This window comes from Ruegeria sp. AK11, from assembly GCF_056541095.1.
The window spans coordinates 177352-194154 of record NZ_JBQFXU010000004.1 but is presented as its reverse complement, the minus strand read 5'-3'; the positions used below and the strand labels follow the sequence as shown (position 1 = coordinate 194154).

Sequence of the window (16803 nt, the reverse complement as noted above, 5' to 3'; positions counted from 1 at the left end):
TGCCGATATGTTCTGAATTGTTAGCCTTCGAGAGTGATCATGCCCTACCGCACCCCAATTTCAGATTACCAGTTCCTGCTGGACCAAGTGGTCGGGTTCGACCAGGTCGCTGCGACGGATAAATTTGCTGATGCCAGCGGGGATGTGGTCAATGCGATCCTGACCGAAGCTGGAAAGATGTGCGAAGAGGTGATGGCCCCTCTGCAGCGCCCCGGTGATCTGGAACCTGCACGGCTTGAAAATGGCGTGCTGCGAACTTCTCCGGGATATGCAGACGGCTGGAAGGCAATTGCCGAAGGTGGCTGGATCGGGATCAGTGGTAATCCTGAATACGGGGGGATGGGGCTGCCTATGACCATCACCACGGCGGTCAACGAGATGATGAGTGCCGCCTGCCTGTCGCTGCAACTTGCGCCGCTTATGTCTCAGGGCCAGATCGAGGCGTTGGAGCATCACGCCAGCGACGAATTGAAAGCGCTGTATCTGCCTAAGATGATGACGGGGGAATGGTCGGGCACCATGAACCTGACCGAAGCTCAGGCTGGATCGGATGTTGGCGCGCTGTCTGCGAAGGCTGAGCCGAACGGTGACGGGACATATTCGATCACCGGTCAAAAGATCTTCATCTCGTGGGGCGATACCGATTTCACCGAGAATGTCTGCCATCTGGTACTGGCCCGCCTTCCCGATGGGGTGCCCGGCACCAAAGGGATCTCGTTATTCCTTGTCCCCAAATTCCTGCCTGATGAAAATGGTGATCCTGGCGTGGCCAATGATCTGAAAGTGGTTTCGCTGGAACACAAGATGGGCTTGCACGGGTCGCCCACCTGCGTGATGCAATATGACAAAGCCAAAGGCTGGCTGGTGGGTGCCGAACATGGCGGTATGGCGGCCATGTTTACCATGATGAACAATGCGCGCCTGGGCGTGGGCGGACAGGGCGTGGGCGTGGCCGAAGGTGCATATCAGCACGCGGTGGCTTATGCGCTGGAACGGAAACAAGGCAAAACGCCGTCCGGGACGATCATCGATCATGCGGATGTGCGCCGTATGCTTTTGGATATGCGTGCTGATGTTTATGCCGCGCGCGCGATCCTGTTGGCCAATGCGGTTGCGATCGATATGGCAGAGGCCACTGGTGACGCCGATTGGGCTGCGCGGGCCGCGCTGTTGACGCCGATCAGCAAGGCGTTTGGTACTCAGACCGGGATGCGTGTGGCTGAAACAGGGGTCCAGGTGCATGGTGGCATGGGATATATTGAGGAAACCGGCGCAGCTCAGTTCTATCGCGATGCGCGTGTCACCGCGATCTACGAGGGCACCAACGGCATTCAGGCGATGGACCTTGTTGCGCGGAAGATGATGGACGGGGGCGAGGCTGCTTCGAACTTGCTGGATGAGATTGAAGACCAGGCTGAACGCGCCCGTGCAACACTGCCTGATCTGGCGGGCCCTGTTTGGGAAGCCACCGAAACGCTGCGCGAGGCGACAGAATGGCTGGTGGCACAGGACGATATGAATAACCGCTTTGCAGGCGCAGTTGCTTATCTGCAGGCATTTGCCCGGGTGCTGGGCGGGCATTATCACCTGACCGCAGCCCTTGCCGACCCAGAGGGGCCGCGGGCGAAACTGGCGCGGTATTATATCAACGCCCTGTTGCCCGAACATACGGGCCTTTTGGCACGGGCACAGAACGGGGCGGATGACCTTTTCGCGCTGAGCACGGACGAGTTTGCAGTTTGATGGACGGGGATCACGTATTGGGGATCAGATATCCGTGGTCTGAACCGCCCGCGCAGGGCGAAGCCACCGAGATTGCCCAAGGTGTTCTCTGGATGCGGTTGCCCCTGCCTATGGCGCTGGACCATGTAAATATCTACGCACTGGACGATGGCGACAGCTGGACGGTGATCGATACGGGGCTGTCCTCGAACAAGACGCGGCGCATCTGGGAAGCATTGATGGCCGGACCTCTTGCAGGCAAGCCGATCAGGCGGGTGGTGGTGACTCACCACCATCCCGACCATGTTGGCAATGCCGGATGGTTTCAGACGGAACACGGCGCCGAGCTGGTGACAAGCCGCACCTCGTGGCTGTTTGCGCGGATGCTGACGCTGGATGTGCAGGAAACCTGGCCGCAAGAAACGCTGGGTTTCTATCGCAGCGCGGGCATGGCATCCGAAGTTTTGAACAAACGGATGGCGGACCGGCCCTTTAATTTTGCCGACACGGTCTATCCCATGCCGCTGGGTTTTACCGGGATCAAGCAGGGTGACGTGATCCGTATGGGCGGACGTGACTGGGACGTTCATATGGGCAATGGCCATGCACCGGAACACGCCACCTTCTGGAGCCGCGATGACAATCTGGTACTCAGCGGCGATCAGATCTTAAGTTCGATCAGTCCCAATCTGGGTGTCTATGCGACCGAACCCATGGCCGATCCAGTGTCAGGATGGATGGAGGCCTGTGAGAGGCTTCAGGTACTCGCCCGTCCCGATCATCTGGTTTTGGGTGGGCACAAACTGCCCTTCACGGGTCTGCCGTTGCGTATGAAGCAGCTGATTGACAACCACCATGGCGCGCTGGAACGGCTGCTGGATCATCTGGATCAGCCCAAATCTGCCGCTGACTGCTTTATGCCGCTGTTCAAACGTACAATCCGCGAGGGTGAGTATGGCCTTGCGCTGGTCGAGGCGGTTGCACATGTAAATCACCTCTACCACATTGGTGCAGTAACCCGGACGCAACGCGCGGATGGGGCATGGTTGTATCAACGCAAAGGGTAGACGAATGCAGGACCAGATCGAAACCTCGGCCGAGGCCGCAGAAGCCGCAGCTTTGCCAAAGTGTTACGAGGTGCACGCCGATCCCAAAGCCGAATCCGGAAGCAAAAAACTGCCCGAGACGTTGAAAAAACCGGTGGCTAGCAAGAGCCCCGCACAATGGGCATACGAGCGGTTAATCCTGTACATCCAGAATTTCGAACAGACGCTGGACGGCGATCATGAGGTCGCGATGGGGTTCACCGGTGGCGATGCAGGTGTAATGCGGATCGAGGGGATGGGTTATTTCGACCCCGACATGATAACCTTTTACGGGTCCGACGGGACCGGAGCCCGCACGCAACTGGTGCAACATGTCAGCCAGTTGAACGTGATGTTGCGTGCGCTTCCCAAATCGGTTGAAGACAAGCCAGCCAACCGCATCGGGTTCCGCCTAGCTGCAGACCTGAAAGACAGCTGACTTGCAATTCACGTTTGCGCGCCTTTGAATGAATGTATCAGTTCGGAGGCGACCGCGTGAGCAGATATTTCCATGCCGTAACACATGCCTACGCGGGGGCCTGGGCCCGGCGTCGGGTTTTTGTGCCTATCTATATCGCTGTCCGGTTGCTGCTTGTGGCGTTGATTGCGCCAGGGGTGGCGCTGGCGGTCAATCTGGCAGTCTCTCTGTCTGACCAGACGGCCTTGACCGATCAGGACATTGCCATGTTCCTGCTGTCTCCGGTCGGGTTTATCTCGTCTGTTGTAGTTCTGAGTTTGTTTCTGCTGGCTGAGGTCTTTGTGTTCTCGGTCATGGCCGGGTCGCTGCGCATGGGCGAACAGGATCCCTGGCGTGCTGGCAGTGCGGCGCTCGCATTGATCCTGTCCCGTTTCCCGGCGTTGTTCGGATTTGCCGTGCGTTTCATCCTGCGTGTCCTGTTGCTTGCCCTGCCATTCGTGGCTGTCGCTGGCCTGATCGCTTGGTGGACGCTGACTGAATACGACATCAACTATTACCTGACCTTCCGCCCCCCCGCCTTCAAGGTGGCGGCTCTTCTGATCGGAGTGGTTGTTCTTGTACTGGCGTGGCTTTTGATCCGCCGTCTGTCGGCCTGGGCGCTGGCCCTGCATTTGGTCCTTTTCGAACGAACTGCGCCCCGAACGGCGTTTGCCCAAAGTGCGCAGAAAATGGAGGGCAAGCGCGGGCGGTTGAAGATCGAACTTGCCCTTTGGCTGGGGATGCGCCTTGTCATCGCCGCTTTGATTGCCGCAGTGGCCAGCCTTTTGTTTACTTTCGTACCCGTGCAGGACGGCGGCAACCTCAAGCTGGCCCTGACCTTCAGCTTTGTCGTCGCTGGGCTGTGGTCATTGGCGGGGCTGGTTTTGGCAGCAACGGCGCTGGGCGCGCTGGCCGTCTTGCTGGACGGGTTTTTCGATACAGACGGAAAAAAGATCGCTCACCCAGAGCCCCGGAAAATTCGGGCGCCTGTATTTGTGACAGTGGGTGCATCCCTAGCCGCGTTGGGTATTGGCCTTTGGTCAGGTCAAAGTCTGCTGGAACGTGTGCAGGCCCCGGATCATGCCGAGGTCATTGGCCACCGGGGTGCTGCGGCCTTGCGGCCGGAAAACACGATGGCCTCGGTTCTGAAAGCCATCGAGGACGGCGCGGATTGGGTTGAAATCGATGTTCAGGAATCTGCGGATGACGTGATCATCGTGGCCCATGACAGCGATTTCATGAAGCTGGCGGGTGTTAATCTGAAGGTCTGGGATGCCACAATGGCGGATGTGGCCGATATCGACATCGGCAGCTGGTTCGACCCGGAATACGCCTCGGAACGCACGCCAACTCTGCGTGATGTGCTGGAGGCGGCCAAAGGCAAGTCCAGGGTTCTTATCGAACTGAAATACTATGGCCATGATATCGATCTGGAAAACCGGGTGATCAAACTGGTGGAAGAGTTGGAGATGCAGGACGAGGTCGCCACCATGTCGTTGAAGTACCCGGCTGTCCAAAAGATGAAGAAACTGCGCCCTGACTGGCGTTCGGGTGTATTGGCGGCCACAGCCGTTGGTGATCTGTCGGGGTTGGAGGGCGAGTTTGTCGCCGTTAACGCAGGGATGGCGACGCCGGGCCTGATCCGAAAGGTTCACGATGCCGGCAAGGATATCTATGTCTGGACAGTAAACGATCCGCTGCAAATGTCTAAAATGGCGTCTATGGGCGTTGATGGTCTGATTACCGATCGCCCGGCTATGGCCAATGAGGTTCTTCGCGTGCGCGCCGAAATGGGACCGGCAGAGCGGCTGATGTTGTGGCTGGCCACGGCGTTCGGATTACAAGTCGACACCAAGGCGATGCGCGATGAAAGCCCTTAATCTGTCGCTGCTGTTACTCATCATTCCGCATGTTGCCTTGGCACAGGACTTGATGCGCCGGTTCGAAATGCCTGCCCATCGCGCCTTGATGGACCAGAGCGACGGAGCCGAGCTGCAACCATTTGAAACAGACGGGTGCTCGGGTGGGTTGTCCGCAAGCTGGCGCTGGGTGGCAAAGCAATTCCCGCAGGTTGGTGAGATTTTTGAAGAACATCCACCTTGGGAAAACTGTTGTGTGATCCACGACCGGGCATATCACAATGCTGGCGGCGCGGATTCGGCCGAGGAAAGCTATGACGCGCGTTTGGCGGCGGACGATGCCCTGCATGCCTGTGTTGCGGCGCATGGAGATCTGAATGCCGACGAATATGCGGATCGCTACGATATGGAACCTGATCAGATCCGCACCATTCATGCGATCACTGCGGATGCCATGTATGGGGCGGTTCGTTTCGGTGGCGGGCCGTGCAGCGGCCTGCCCTGGCGGTGGGGGTTTGGGTATCCAGGATGCTCGGTCCTCAAGTAAGCGCGCCCTGCGCGCGAATGACGTGGTGACAGGCGTTTTGTTTTCCATTATCCAACAGGTCAAACACGCGAATTGGGATTCTGAGACTCATGGCTGAATACAAGCACGGCGAAATGAACATCGACGTTCAAACCAAAACTTTCAACGGTTTCATCAAAGCCACCACTTGGTGTGTGGTCGCGATCGCCTTGTTGTGCCTGTTCCTGGCAGTTTTCGCCTCGTAAGCAATTCGGGGGCGGCTTTGCTCAGGATATTGACTGCGTGCCTCGTGGCCGCAACGCTGGCTGGTTGCGCTGCATCACAGCGCCCGCAAGCGGATCAAACTGAAATTACGTCCCGCTCCTATCGCGATCCGGGGCCATCGACCCTGACCTTGTACACGATGATCAGCACCCGAACCGGTTCGGGTGCGCATACGTCGTTGATGATCAGCGGCAGTGAGCGGGTTATTTTCGACCCGGCAGGATCGTTCCGGGCGGATGTTGTACCGATCAGGAACGATGTGCTGTACGGTATTACCCCGAATGTCGAACGTGCGTATCGCAGCAGCCACGCCCGCGAAACACATTATGCGCGCATCCAGACGATCGAGGTCACTCCGCAACAGGCCGAAATTGCATTGCAACTGGCCAAGCAGATGGGCCCGGTGGCTGGTGCATTCTGTGCGAACTCTACCTCGCAGCTGTTGCAGCAGGTTCCGGGGTTCGAACAGATCACGACCACATTCTATCCGGTCAAACTGTCGGATCAGTTTGGGGCCTTGCAAGGCGTTCAAACGGCGGAGTACCGTGAAAACGACGACGCGGACCTGCAGAAGGGACTGGCGTTCAACAATGCGCGCCTGAACCAGCTGGACGCGGCTTCATCCAACTAAATACAGCAATATGTAAAGTGTTGCCGCCCCGGTAAAGATGGCGGCCAGCACATTCTTGGTTAGAATGCCCACAGACAATGCAACCGCTGCGGCCGACATACGGGGTATATCCGGTTGTCCTTCGGTGGCTGCAGGCCAAACCACCAGCGGCGCGATCAGTGCGGGCAGGATGGCCACGGCTGTATATCGAAGGTGACGTAACAACCAGGGCGGCATCGGGCGATCACCGACGAGACCGATGAAGGTAAAGCGCAAAGCATAGCTGCCCACCGCAAGACCCGCGATGATGATCCATATTGTTGTCTGGTCGATCTGGTTCATGGCGCGTTCCGCTTTAGCATCAATTCTGCCTGCGCACCGGCCATCATCCCTGCCGCGCCTGCGATCAGCAGGCCCAGATTGAACGGCACACTCACGGTCAGCAGGGCAACGACAATGGCGACCAGGGCGGCGATGACATGGGCCAGCGTACGCATCATTGGCCCGATCATCGCCAGAAAGGTGATCGGCAGGGCAAAGTCCAGCGCCCAGCTTTCCGGTATTTGAGCGCCCAGCACGGCACCCAGACAGGTTCCCAAAACCCACAGCGGTGTGATCGGAGTGACCGAACCCAGGAAATAGGCCATTCGCTGGGTGATCGTCAGATCAGGCTCTTTTTCGAACTGCGCGATTGAACAGGCGTAAGACTGATCCACGATCAGGTAAGCCGCACATGCTCTCTGCCACAAGGGCGCGGCACCCAGATACGGCGTCAGCGACGCGGAATACATCGCGACCCGCAGGTTCACTGCCAGGGCCGAGATCAAAACGATGATTGTCGGCGTTTCATCCTGCAGAAGTTGCAGAGCTGTGAACTGCGCCGCGCCTGCAAAGACGGTGATGGAAAAGGCGATGGTCTGTACGATATTCAACCCGGCTTCTGTCGAGAAAACACCGAATAACAGACCAAAAGGCACAGCCACGAAGACAAACGGCGTGCCGTCGCGAAAACCTTTCCAGAAGTATGACTTGGATGTGGCAGAGGCCATGGCTAAATCCTATGGTGACGCCAGCAGCAGTATCGGTCTTGTGAAGGGGTTGCAATTGGTCACCGAATCCGACGTGTCAGACTATATAATCGCTCCTGATCCGGGCGCGGCCCGCCTGACCCGTGCGGTCGAGGGGGTGGACCAGAATGGCGAGGTCAGTCAGATTTCAGTGGTTGAAGAGCGCCCACTGACGATCTTCCTCAACGCGCAGGAAATTGTGACGGCGATGACCATTGGCGACTATCCCGAATATCTGGCGCTGGGTTTTCTGCGAAATCAGGGCATGCTGCTGGCTGGTGATGAGATTACCCGTGTCGATTACGATGATGATCTTGAAACCGTAGTTGTCCGCACCGCACGCGCGACTTCGTACGAGGACAAGCTGAAGAAAAAGACGCGCACCAGTGGTTGCGCTGTGGGCACAGTATTCGGGGACATGATGGAGGGCCTTGAGGGCGTTCAGCTGCCGCAAGTGCAGGTGCGGACCTCGTGGCTTTACGAACTGGCGGCCAAGATCAACCGCACCCCGTCGCTGTATCTTGAAGCCGGGGCAATTCATGGGACTGTCTTGTGCCGGGAAAACCGCCCGCTGGTTTATATGGAAGACGTGGGTCGCCATAACGCTGTCGACAAGATCGCAGGCTGGATGCTGTCCGAGGGGGCGACGGCAGAGGACAAAATCCTCTATACCACCGGTCGCCTGACATCGGAGATGGTGATCAAAACGGCGATGATGGGCATTCCCGTGTTGGCGTCCCGTTCCGGATTCACCGCCTGGGGTGTTGAGATCGCGCGTGAGGTCGGCCTTACGCTGATCGGCCGGATGCGCGGACAGCGCTTTGTTTGTCTTTCCGGTGAGGAACGGTTGGTTCGTGATGTGGATCCGTCGACGGTTGTGGCCGAAGACAGGAAACACAGGCGGAAGAGTAGCCAATGAGTGATGAAAACAGGAAACCCCTCGGCGTCATCCTCGCAGGCGGGCAGGCCACCCGGATGGGCGGCGGTGACAAAGGTCTATTGCAGATTGGTGGGCAGAGCCTGCTGTCCCATGTCGTTGACCGGCTGTCTCCGCAAGTCGATGGTTTGGCCCTGAACGCAAATGGCGATCCCGAGCGTTTCAGCGATCTGACGCTACCCGTTCTGCCTGACTCGATCGAAGGCTTCGCTGGCCCTTTGGCCGGTGTTCTGGCGGGGCTCGATTGGGCGGCAGATCAGGGGGCCGACAGCATCGTAACGGCTGCCGCAGATACACCGTTCTTCCCGCGTGATCTGGTGGCGCGCCTGCAAGAGGCGGCAGCGGGGCAGGTGCATCCTCTGGTCTTGGCCACTACTCCGCGAACGGGCGACGAGGCGCTGAAATCCGGTGGGGGCAGGCGGGTCAACCGGCACCCGACCTTTGGGCTCTGGCCTGTGGCGTTGCGCGATGATCTGCGGGCGGCTCTGACGGACGGGTTGCGCAAGGTCGTGCTGTGGACTGATAAACATGACGGGCGCGAGGCTTTGTTTCAGGCTGACCCGTTTGATCCGTTCTTCAATGTAAATACGCCTGACGATCTGGACCGCGCCCGGACATTGTTGGAGCAGGTATGAGAGTCTACGGCGTCACTGGCTGGAAAAACGCAGGCAAAACAGGGCTGATGGAACGGCTGGTGGCCGAGATCATGGGGCGGGGCTTTACCGTCTCAACCGTCAAACACGCGCATCACGGCGTCGATGTGGACCAGCCGGGCACGGACAGTCATCGTCACCGCGTTGCTGGCGCGAGCGAGGTTTTGCTTGCGTCGGGGCAGCGCATCGCTTTGATGCAGGAGCTGCGCGGCGCACCCGAGCCGCCATTGGGCGAACTGCTGGCGCGGCTTTCTCCGGTTGATCTGGTGCTGGTTGAAGGCTTCAAACGGGAAGGCCACCCAAAGATCGAGGCGTTTCGCGCCGAGGCAGGAAACCCTCTGATCGCGATTGAAAACGATACCGTTCGAGCCGTTGCCAGCGACACGGCGCTGGAACTGGATCGCCCGGTTTTCGACCTGAACGACACAGTCAGGATCGCGGACTTCATATTAGATGAGGTCGGTTTGTGACCCTGTTCCAGACCTTTGCCATGGTGGACTGGTCTGGTGGAAATGACACAGGACCAACGCCGCGCAAAGACGCGATCTGGGTCTGTATTGTGCGTGAAGGGCAGGCACAGGAACCCGAATACCTGCGCAACCGGGCGCTTGCCGAAGCGTGGCTGGATGCCCTGATCTGCACCGAACTGAAGGCAGGTCGCCGCCTGTTTCTGGGGTTTGATTTCCCTTTTGGATACCCGAAGGGTTTTGCCCGCGCGATGACCGGTACGGATGACCCCTTGACCTTGTGGGACTGGTTCAAACAGCATGTCGAGGACAGTTCGAAAACGAACAATCGTTTCGACTTGGCAGGCCGGATCAATCGACAATTCGGAGGAAGAGGCCCATTTTGGATGAATGGCCTCGGGCGTGACATTGATGGTTTGCCGAGAACCAAAACGGGCTATTCCAATCCGTTTTCCGACCGACGTGCGGTTGAAGCCTTGGCAAAAGGCAGTTTCACCTGCTGGCAGATGGCGGGTGCCGGCGCGGTCGGTGGGCAGGTGATGATGGGGCTTCCAGTTCTGAGCAGGCTCCGCCATCGCTTTGCCGGACAAGTCGCGGTCTGGCCGTTCGAGCCGTTGGATAAACCCGTCGCCTTTGTGGAAATCTGGCCGTCGCTCACCTTGGGTGCGCCACCGGACGGGCGGATCAAGGATGCCTGGCAGGTCGAACAGGTCGCCTTGACTCTGTCGCGTTTGACAGAGCAGGAGTTGAATGCGCAATTAGATGTTTCAGCGGCAGAGGAAGGCTGGATTTTGGGTGTTACACAGAACAAGCCGAACATAGCCCCGCCACCGTTGCGCAACGACTGTTTTGCGCTGCCAGCGGGTGTGGAGTGGACGCCGGTTGATGACGCCTTGGCCTGTTTGCGCGACAGGTTGCATCCGATTACCTCGGTCGAGGTGGTCGCGCTGAACAAGGCGAGTGGGCGCATTCTGGCAGAGGATGTGATAGCCCAACGTTCCAACCCGCCGCAGCCGAATACAGCCGTGGATGGGTTCGGGTTCGCTGGTCCGGTTTCAGATGGGCCACAGGTCCTGCCGCTGGTCGATGGGCGTGCTGCAGCCGGTATCCCGTTCGACGGTGATGTTCCCGAGGGTCAGGCAGTGCGCGTTCTGACGGGTGCCGCGCTGCCTGACGGAGTGGATACGGTTATTCTGGAAGAGGATGTCACAGTAAAAGACGGGCATATCGCATTCCATGGTCCGCTGAAACAGGGGGCGAATACCAGGCAAGTGGGCGAGGATGTGGCCGCGGGCGATCTGGCCCTGCCTACAGGGCGCCGATTGACACCGGCTGATCTTGCGCTGCTCACCGCTTTGGGCATTGCCGAGGTGAAGGTGCGCAAACCGCTGCGTGTCGCCGTGGTATCGACCGGTGATGAACTGGTCGACGCCGGAGAGTGCGCCGGACCGGGTCAGATATTCGACGCCAACCGCCCGATGCTTCTGTCTCTGGTCGAGAGATTGGGGTTTGTACCTGTGGATATGGGGCGTGTGTCAGATGATCGGGATGCCCTGCGGGAACGGCTGGACCAGGCTGCGGAACAGGCAGATGTGATACTGACGAGTGGTGGCGCATCTGCTGGTGACGAAGACCACGTATCTGCCTTGCTGCGCCAGGCGGGGGCGATGCAACATTGGCGGATCGCCTTGAAACCCGGTCGCCCTCTGGCTTTGGGGTTGTGGTCCGGAACTCCGGTCTTTGGACTGCCCGGCAATCCCGTTGCCGCCTTGGTCTGCACCTTGATCTTTGCGCGACCGGCGCTGGGCCTGATGTCTGGCGAAGGCTGGATCAAGCCGCAAGGGTTCGAAGTGCCCGCTGCCTTTGAAAAGCGCAAGAAACCGGGCCGCCGCGAATACCTGCGCGCGCGCATACGGGAAGGCCGGGTTGTAGTCTTCAAGTCAGAAGGATCAGGCCGGATCAGCGGGCTCAGCTGGGCCGAAGGGCTGGTCGAAATAGAAGATGGTGCCCGGCATATCCAACCCGGGGATATGGTTCGGTTTATCCCGTATGGCAGTTTTGGGTTGTGAAAATCACGGTCTCACGCGGTTTTTCTGATGCGGAACGCCCACTGGTGGCGACCCTGTTCTGGCAGGCATTTTCGGCGAAACTGAACAAAGTCATGGGTCCGGATGAAAAGGGGCTGGCTTTCTTCGAAACTTCGTTGAACCCGGATTTCGCGCTTGTTGCACGGGACAAGGAAGACCGGATTTTGGGGCTTGCAGGTTTCAAGACACGCGATGGTGCATTGGCCGGAGGCGGAATGTCAGACCTTGCAAAGGTCTATGGCTGGCTTGGGGCCATTTGGCGCGCCCTCATCCTCAGCATTTTGGAGCGCGAATTGAAACCCGGCGTGTTTCAGATGGATGGCATATTTGTGGCCGCGGGCTCGCGTGGCAAAGGGGTTGGTACTGCCTTGCTGGATGCCGTTAAGTGTGAAGCGCGGAAACAAAACATGTCAGTGGTTCAGCTTGACGTTATCGACACAAATCCCCGCGCCCGCGCTTTATACAAGCGCGAAGGATTTCGGCCTGTGGGTGAAGAAAAAACCGGGCCTTTAAGTTACTTGTTTGGTTTCAGCAGCGCGACCAAGATGTCTTGGGTCGTTTTGCCTGATTAATCAAACGTCCCGGCTACGCGCCCCAGCAACATGAACGCCCGCGCGGTGCGGGTCTCACCCAACGCGCTCAGTTCTGCATCGCTTGCGGTGGGCTCGAACTCGGCCATCATCTTGTCGAAGCGGCGAAGAAAATGGTGGGCGGCGTCGCGGAAAATGGGATCCTGTTTCATCCGCGCAGCTGTCAGCGCCAGCGAGGACCTGTCGCGTACACCCCCAAGCGCGGCAACGGCGCGACCCCTCGCGCCCTGCGCGAACTGACGCCAGATTTCGGGCCGGGCCATGTCAGGGCGCAGGTCGTCCATATAGATGCCTTCCTGGCTGAGCAGTGTAAGAACATCCTGCGAGGCTTGTACGATCTGCGCCGTCTTGCGGTCTTTCAGCGCCACGCGCAGGGCATTAAACCCTTCGGTGTCATTCTGAGTTTCCGGGAAGTTCAAGGCGCGGATAAAGATATCGGTGCTCAGCGGTGGCGCAATTTCTTCCGCAGATGTGCCCAGTTCAAGCGAGGTTTGAGCACCTGCAACGAGTGGTTTTGCAGGGGCATAAGGGGGCGTTGTGCGCTTGGTCGAAAATGTTGCCAGAGCGCTTTCGGTTTTCCGCGTCGCGGCTGCGATCTCATCCAGTTTCTTTGCTACCGCAGGTTCGTAGGTGCTGGATGCGCGCTGCTGCTGCGCCACATAAGCCTGACGGATCGCATCAATCGCAGTTTGCAGCCGCGCGCTTTCCTCGCGCATCACGCGGCTGGCACGCATGGCAGTGGCCGCGACCCAGATCATCGCCACAGGCATGAAAACGGCCAGAAAGGTGACAACAAAACCACCGCTCTGCGCCTTACCCGGCAACACCAGAAAAACAACCGACACCACCAGCCAAATCAGGCTGAGCACCAGTGCGGCAATCTCAATCTCGGTGACAGACGGTGCCTTTGGGCGGTCATAGATGCCCAGCGAAGTCGGTCTTTCAGTTTCCGGGTCAGGTTTGGGCCCCGACATTACATGCGCTCCGGTCAGGCGTACTTGATACTCAGAATTTCATAAGAGCGCACGCCGCCAGGGGTGCGCACCTCGACACTGTCACCTTCGTCCTTGCCGATCAGGGCGCGGGCGATGGGGGATTTGATATTCAAAAGGCCGGCTTCGATATTGGCTTCATATTCACCGACGATCTGCCACGTCTTTTCTTCGTCGGTATCCTCGTCAACCAATGTAACCTTTGCGCCAAACTTGATCGCGCCAGACAGTTTTGCCGGGTCAATTACATCCGCCAGTGACAGGATACCTTCCAGTTCCTTGATGCGACCTTCGATAAACCCCTGCTTTTCGCGGGCTGAATGATATTCGGCGTTTTCTTTCAGGTCGCCAAGTTCTCGCGCCGATGCGATGGCTTCGATGATCGCAGGGCGTTCGACGGATTTGAGGTTCTTCAGCTCAGCTGCGAGTGCGGCATTGCCCGCAGGCGTCATCGGGATCTTTTCCATACTCTCTACGTCCACGCATAAACTGACTCGCCCCGCCGCACAGAAGCGTCGGGGCGAGTCCTAGGTTGACGATTACCTGACCCAAATACCACGTGAATTGCAAGGGGTGTCAGCAGGTGCAGCGATCAATTTGCAACATTGCGCCGCTGGGATTGTTTCGGGTGTGGCCTATGGCGATGGTCCGGTTGCCCACCCTTGCACCATCGCTTTGAAGGCGTGCAGAGCCACAGCATCTCAATCATATTGAACCACTTCAAACTCGATGCCGTTGTCATCCCTGAAATAGAACCGACGCCCCGGTTCGTAATCGGCATGATTATGGGGTTCGAACCCGGCCTTGCGCACCTTGGCCTCGGTTGCATCGATATCTTCGACCAGAACACCAACATGATTCAGCCCGCCGACGATATCGTAGCTGCTTTCGACCAATGGTTTCGGCGCATCTGGTTTGTAAAGCGCAAGATAGGTGTGGGCCGATCCGACATGCACCGTGTATCCGCCTGATATTGCGGGTCCTTCCCACCGTGTTTTCCAGCCAAAGACCTGCTGCATCCAGGCGGCCGAGGCCTGTGGGTCGCTGACAGTGAAATTGGTATGTTCAAGCGTTGCCATCATGGGATCTCCTTTTTTTGGCTTGTTTCGACTCACCGTAATTTCTAAACCTAACTTTAGGTCAAGGTATTTCTTCGAGGGCGACATGGCTGTTTCAGAAGGGTTGGCAATCGGGGCATTGGCCCGACGTACGGGGTTGGCCGTTTCAGCGATCCGGTATTACGAAGCACAGGGTTTGATTGCGCCCTGGCGCAATGCGGGTGGGCAGCGACGTTACCAGCGGGCGGATATCCGGCGGCTGAGTTTTGTCATGATCGCACAGCAGTTCGGCCTGACCTTGCCTGAAATTCGCGAGGTCTTGTCGGGCTTGCCGGGAAAGCGAACACCGACACCACAAGATTGGAAAGCCATAAGCGTGCGGTTGCGCACTCATCTGGACCAGCGAATCGATACCCTGATGCGATTGCGCGACAATCTGGACGGCTGCATCGGGTGTGGGTGCCTCAGCTTGCCGAAATGCAAGCTTTATAACCCCGATGACAGGGCAAAATCCCATGGTAGCGGCCCCAGATACCTGATGGGTGATGCACCAGAGGACTGATGTGTCGAATAGCGCCCTTGTTACGCCGTGTTTCGATTGACCAAAGTCTTACTGACCATGTAATCAGCCGTGAAACAAAATTGCGCAGATCCTGCAGTGACAGCGCCAATTCCGAAAGTAAGCTAGGGAGCCCGCGATGGCCGAGATTGAACGCGAAGCAATGGAATATGACGTGGTGATCGTAGGCGCAGGTCCTGCGGGCCTGTCGGCGGCCATTCGTCTGAAACAGCTGGATGCGGATCTGAACGTTGTCGTTCTGGAAAAGGGCTCGGAAGTGGGCGCTCATATCCTGTCTGGCGCAGTTCTCGATCCCTGCGGGCTGGATGCTTTGATCCCGGATTGGAATGCTAAGGGTGCTCCGCTGAACGTGCCGGTGCATGAAGACAATTTCTACATGCTGGGCGAGGCAGGTAAAATCCGCATCCCCAACTTCCCGATGCCGCCGCTGATGAACAACCATGGCAACTACATCGTTTCGATGGGCAATGTTTGCCGCTGGATGGCCGAGCAGGCCGAGGAACTGGGCGTGGAAATCTTCCCCGGCATGGCCTGTTCCGAACTGGTTTACGGCGATAACGGTGAAGTCAAAGGCGTAGTGGCCGGTGTCTTTGGTCTGGAAGCGGACGGCTCTTATGGCCCCAACACCGAGCCGGGTATGGAATTGCACGGCAAATACGTTTTCCTGTCGGAAGGTGTGCGCGGCTCACTGTCCAAGGAAGTCATCGCCAAATACGACTTGTCTGCCGGCAAAGAGCCGCAGAAATACGGCGTCGGCATGAAAGAGATCTGGGAGATCGATCCGGCAAAGCACAAGGAAGGTACGGTCACGCACACAATGGGCTGGCCTCTGGGCGGCAACGCAGGCGGCGGGTCGTTCATCTATCATCTTGAAAACAATCAGGTCTATGTCGGCTTTGTGGTTCACCTGAACTACAAGAACCCGCACCTGTACCCCTACATGGAATTCCAGCGCTTCAAGCATCACCCGATGGTGGCCGAGCTGCTGAAAGGCGGCAAGCGCGTGGCTTACGGTGCCCGTGCGATCACCGAAGGCGGCCTTCAATCGATGCCCAAGCTGGTGGCACCGGGCGTGGCGCTGCTGGGCTGTTCTGCGGGCATGGTCAACGTGCCGCGCATCAAGGGCAACCACAACGCGATGCTGTCGGGCAAGGCCGCGGCTGAGGCTGCTTATGACGCGATCAAGGCTGACCGTTCAGGCGATGAGCTGACCGCTTACGAGGCCGATGTCCGCAATGGCGCAATTGGCAAGGACCTGAAGAAGGTGCGCAACGTCAAGCCGATGTGGTCCAAGTGGGGCATGATCCCTTCGCTGGTGCTGGGTGGTCTGGACATGTGGACCAACACATTGGGCTTTTCGCTCTTTGGTACGCTGGGACATGGCAAGAACGATGCCCAGTCGACCGAGGAAGCCAGCAAGCACAAGCCGATCAATTATCCCAAGCCCGATGGCACGCTGTCCTTTGACCGTCTGACCAACGTGTCCTTTGCGGCAACCAATCACGAGGAAAGCCAGCCCTGCCACCTGCGCCTGACGGACCCGGATATCCCGGTCAAGGTCAACCTGCCCAAGTTCGACGAACCGGCGCAGCGCTATTGCCCGGCAGGCGTGTACGAAATGGTCGAGGATGACAACGGTCCGCGATTCGTCATCAACTTCCAGAACTGCGTTCACTGCAAAACCTGCGACATCAAGGATCCAAGCCAGAATATCACTTGGACCACACCGCAGGGGGGCGACGGACCAAACTATCCGAACATGTAAGCAAAAAACCGGCAATGGCAGGGTCGTGAAGGCTCTGCCATTGCCTCTTGCCGACCGAAGCCCTAGCTTAACCGTCAGTCAACG

Annotated in this window: 19 protein-coding genes; 14 read left to right on the top strand and 5 right to left on the bottom strand. The window is 58.2% G+C overall.

Annotated elements, in window-relative coordinates; translation table 11 throughout:
• The first annotated feature begins 39 nt into the window (after positions 1–39).
• The 7 genes from ACR0D9_RS12675 (at position 40) to ACR0D9_RS12645 (ending at position 6544) form a co-directional block, all read left to right on the top strand.
• The gene (locus ACR0D9_RS12675) at positions 40–1743 is read left to right on the top strand and encodes an acyl-CoA dehydrogenase (protein WP_480486599.1); all 1704 of its coding nucleotides are present in this window, start codon (positions 40–42) and stop codon (positions 1741–1743) included.
• Positions 1743–2789, top strand: a complete 1047-nt coding sequence (locus tag ACR0D9_RS12670) for an MBL fold metallo-hydrolase (RefSeq protein ID WP_480486601.1) — start codon at positions 1743–1745, stop codon at positions 2787–2789. The genes ACR0D9_RS12675 and ACR0D9_RS12670 overlap by 1 nt, the downstream gene beginning before the upstream one ends.
• A 4-nt stretch (positions 2790–2793) precedes the next feature.
• Positions 2794–3246, top strand: a complete 453-nt coding sequence (locus ACR0D9_RS12665) for a DUF6173 family protein (protein ID WP_267364542.1) — start codon at positions 2794–2796, stop codon at positions 3244–3246.
• A gap of 56 nt (positions 3247–3302) precedes the next feature.
• On the top strand, positions 3303–5144 hold the full coding sequence (locus ACR0D9_RS12660; protein ID WP_480539017.1) for a glycerophosphodiester phosphodiesterase: 1842 nt from the start codon (positions 3303–3305) through the stop codon (positions 5142–5144).
• A complete protein-coding gene (locus ACR0D9_RS12655) occupies positions 5131–5670 on the top strand; it encodes a hypothetical protein (protein ID WP_480486605.1) in 540 nt (179 codons plus the stop codon). The genes ACR0D9_RS12660 and ACR0D9_RS12655 overlap by 14 nt, the downstream gene beginning before the upstream one ends.
• 89 nt (positions 5671–5759) lie before the next feature.
• Positions 5760–5894 carry an aa3-type cytochrome c oxidase subunit IV gene (locus ACR0D9_RS12650; RefSeq protein ID WP_267364539.1) on the top strand — a complete coding sequence of 45 codons (135 nt, stop codon included), beginning with the start codon at positions 5760–5762 and terminating at the stop codon, positions 5892–5894.
• A 17-nt stretch (positions 5895–5911) separates the two neighbouring features.
• Positions 5912–6544, top strand: coding sequence for a hypothetical protein (locus ACR0D9_RS12645; RefSeq protein WP_480475007.1), 633 nt, complete (start codon positions 5912–5914; stop codon positions 6542–6544).
• Here the strand turns inward: ACR0D9_RS12645 and ACR0D9_RS12640 are convergent.
• Together ACR0D9_RS12640 and ACR0D9_RS12635 are read right to left on the bottom strand one after the other, a co-directional pair.
• Positions 6533–6865: an AzlD domain-containing protein gene (locus tag ACR0D9_RS12640; RefSeq protein ID WP_267364537.1), complete on the bottom strand. Its 333-nt coding sequence runs from the start codon at positions 6863–6865 to the stop codon at positions 6533–6535. The genes ACR0D9_RS12645 and ACR0D9_RS12640 overlap by 12 nt on opposite strands.
• The gene (locus tag ACR0D9_RS12635) at positions 6862–7572 is read right to left on the bottom strand and encodes an AzlC family ABC transporter permease (protein ID WP_480486607.1); all 711 of its coding nucleotides are present in this window, start codon (positions 7570–7572) and stop codon (positions 6862–6864) included. The genes ACR0D9_RS12640 and ACR0D9_RS12635 overlap by 4 nt, the downstream gene beginning before the upstream one ends.
• Between ACR0D9_RS12635 and ACR0D9_RS12630 the strand changes: the two genes are divergently transcribed.
• From ACR0D9_RS12630 to ACR0D9_RS12610, 5 genes are read left to right on the top strand one after another with little or no spacing between them, the layout of a single operon-like run.
• Positions 7571–8509: a formate dehydrogenase accessory sulfurtransferase FdhD gene (locus tag ACR0D9_RS12630; RefSeq protein ID WP_480506695.1), complete on the top strand. Its 939-nt coding sequence runs from the start codon at positions 7571–7573 to the stop codon at positions 8507–8509. The two genes, ACR0D9_RS12635 and ACR0D9_RS12630, sit on opposite strands and share 2 nt — an antisense overlap.
• Positions 8506–9162, top strand: a complete 657-nt coding sequence (mobA, locus tag ACR0D9_RS12625) for a molybdenum cofactor guanylyltransferase MobA (RefSeq protein WP_209506605.1) — start codon at positions 8506–8508, stop codon at positions 9160–9162. The genes ACR0D9_RS12630 and mobA overlap by 4 nt, the downstream gene beginning before the upstream one ends.
• On the top strand, positions 9159–9650 hold the full coding sequence (gene mobB / locus ACR0D9_RS12620) for a molybdopterin-guanine dinucleotide biosynthesis protein B (RefSeq protein ID WP_480483087.1): 492 nt from the start codon (positions 9159–9161) through the stop codon (positions 9648–9650). The genes mobA and mobB overlap by 4 nt, the downstream gene beginning before the upstream one ends.
• Positions 9647–11716, top strand: coding sequence for a molybdenum cofactor synthesis domain-containing protein (locus ACR0D9_RS12615; protein WP_480539015.1), 2070 nt, complete (start codon positions 9647–9649; stop codon positions 11714–11716). The genes mobB and ACR0D9_RS12615 overlap by 4 nt, the downstream gene beginning before the upstream one ends.
• Positions 11713–12306, top strand: coding sequence for a GNAT family N-acetyltransferase (locus ACR0D9_RS12610; protein WP_480539013.1), 594 nt, complete (start codon positions 11713–11715; stop codon positions 12304–12306). Before ACR0D9_RS12615 ends, ACR0D9_RS12610 begins: the two co-directional genes overlap by 4 nt.
• Here the strand turns inward: ACR0D9_RS12610 and ACR0D9_RS12605 are convergent.
• The 3 genes from ACR0D9_RS12605 to ACR0D9_RS12595 form a co-directional block, all read right to left on the bottom strand.
• Entirely contained in the window at positions 12303–13298 is a 996-nt protein-coding gene (locus ACR0D9_RS12605; RefSeq protein ID WP_480539011.1) for a hypothetical protein, read from the bottom strand. The two genes, ACR0D9_RS12610 and ACR0D9_RS12605, sit on opposite strands and share 4 nt — an antisense overlap.
• Positions 13299–13312: 14 nt before the next feature.
• A complete protein-coding gene (greA, locus tag ACR0D9_RS12600) occupies positions 13313–13783 on the bottom strand; it encodes a transcription elongation factor GreA (protein WP_209506599.1) in 471 nt (156 codons plus the stop codon).
• A 234-nt stretch (positions 13784–14017) separates the two neighbouring features.
• Positions 14018–14398 (bottom strand): VOC family protein, encoded by a 381-nt coding sequence (locus ACR0D9_RS12595; RefSeq protein WP_209598670.1) that lies wholly within the window; start codon positions 14396–14398, stop codon positions 14018–14020.
• An 82-nt stretch (positions 14399–14480) separates the two neighbouring features.
• Between ACR0D9_RS12595 and soxR the strand changes: the two genes are divergently transcribed.
• Both soxR and ACR0D9_RS12585 read left to right on the top strand, forming a co-directional pair.
• Positions 14481–14936 (top strand): redox-sensitive transcriptional activator SoxR, encoded by a 456-nt coding sequence (gene soxR / locus ACR0D9_RS12590; protein WP_209598669.1) that lies wholly within the window; start codon positions 14481–14483, stop codon positions 14934–14936.
• A gap of 136 nt (positions 14937–15072) precedes the next feature.
• Entirely contained in the window at positions 15073–16719 is a 1647-nt protein-coding gene (locus ACR0D9_RS12585; protein WP_480539009.1) for an electron transfer flavoprotein-ubiquinone oxidoreductase, read from the top strand.
• The last annotated feature ends 84 nt before the right edge of the window (positions 16720–16803 follow it).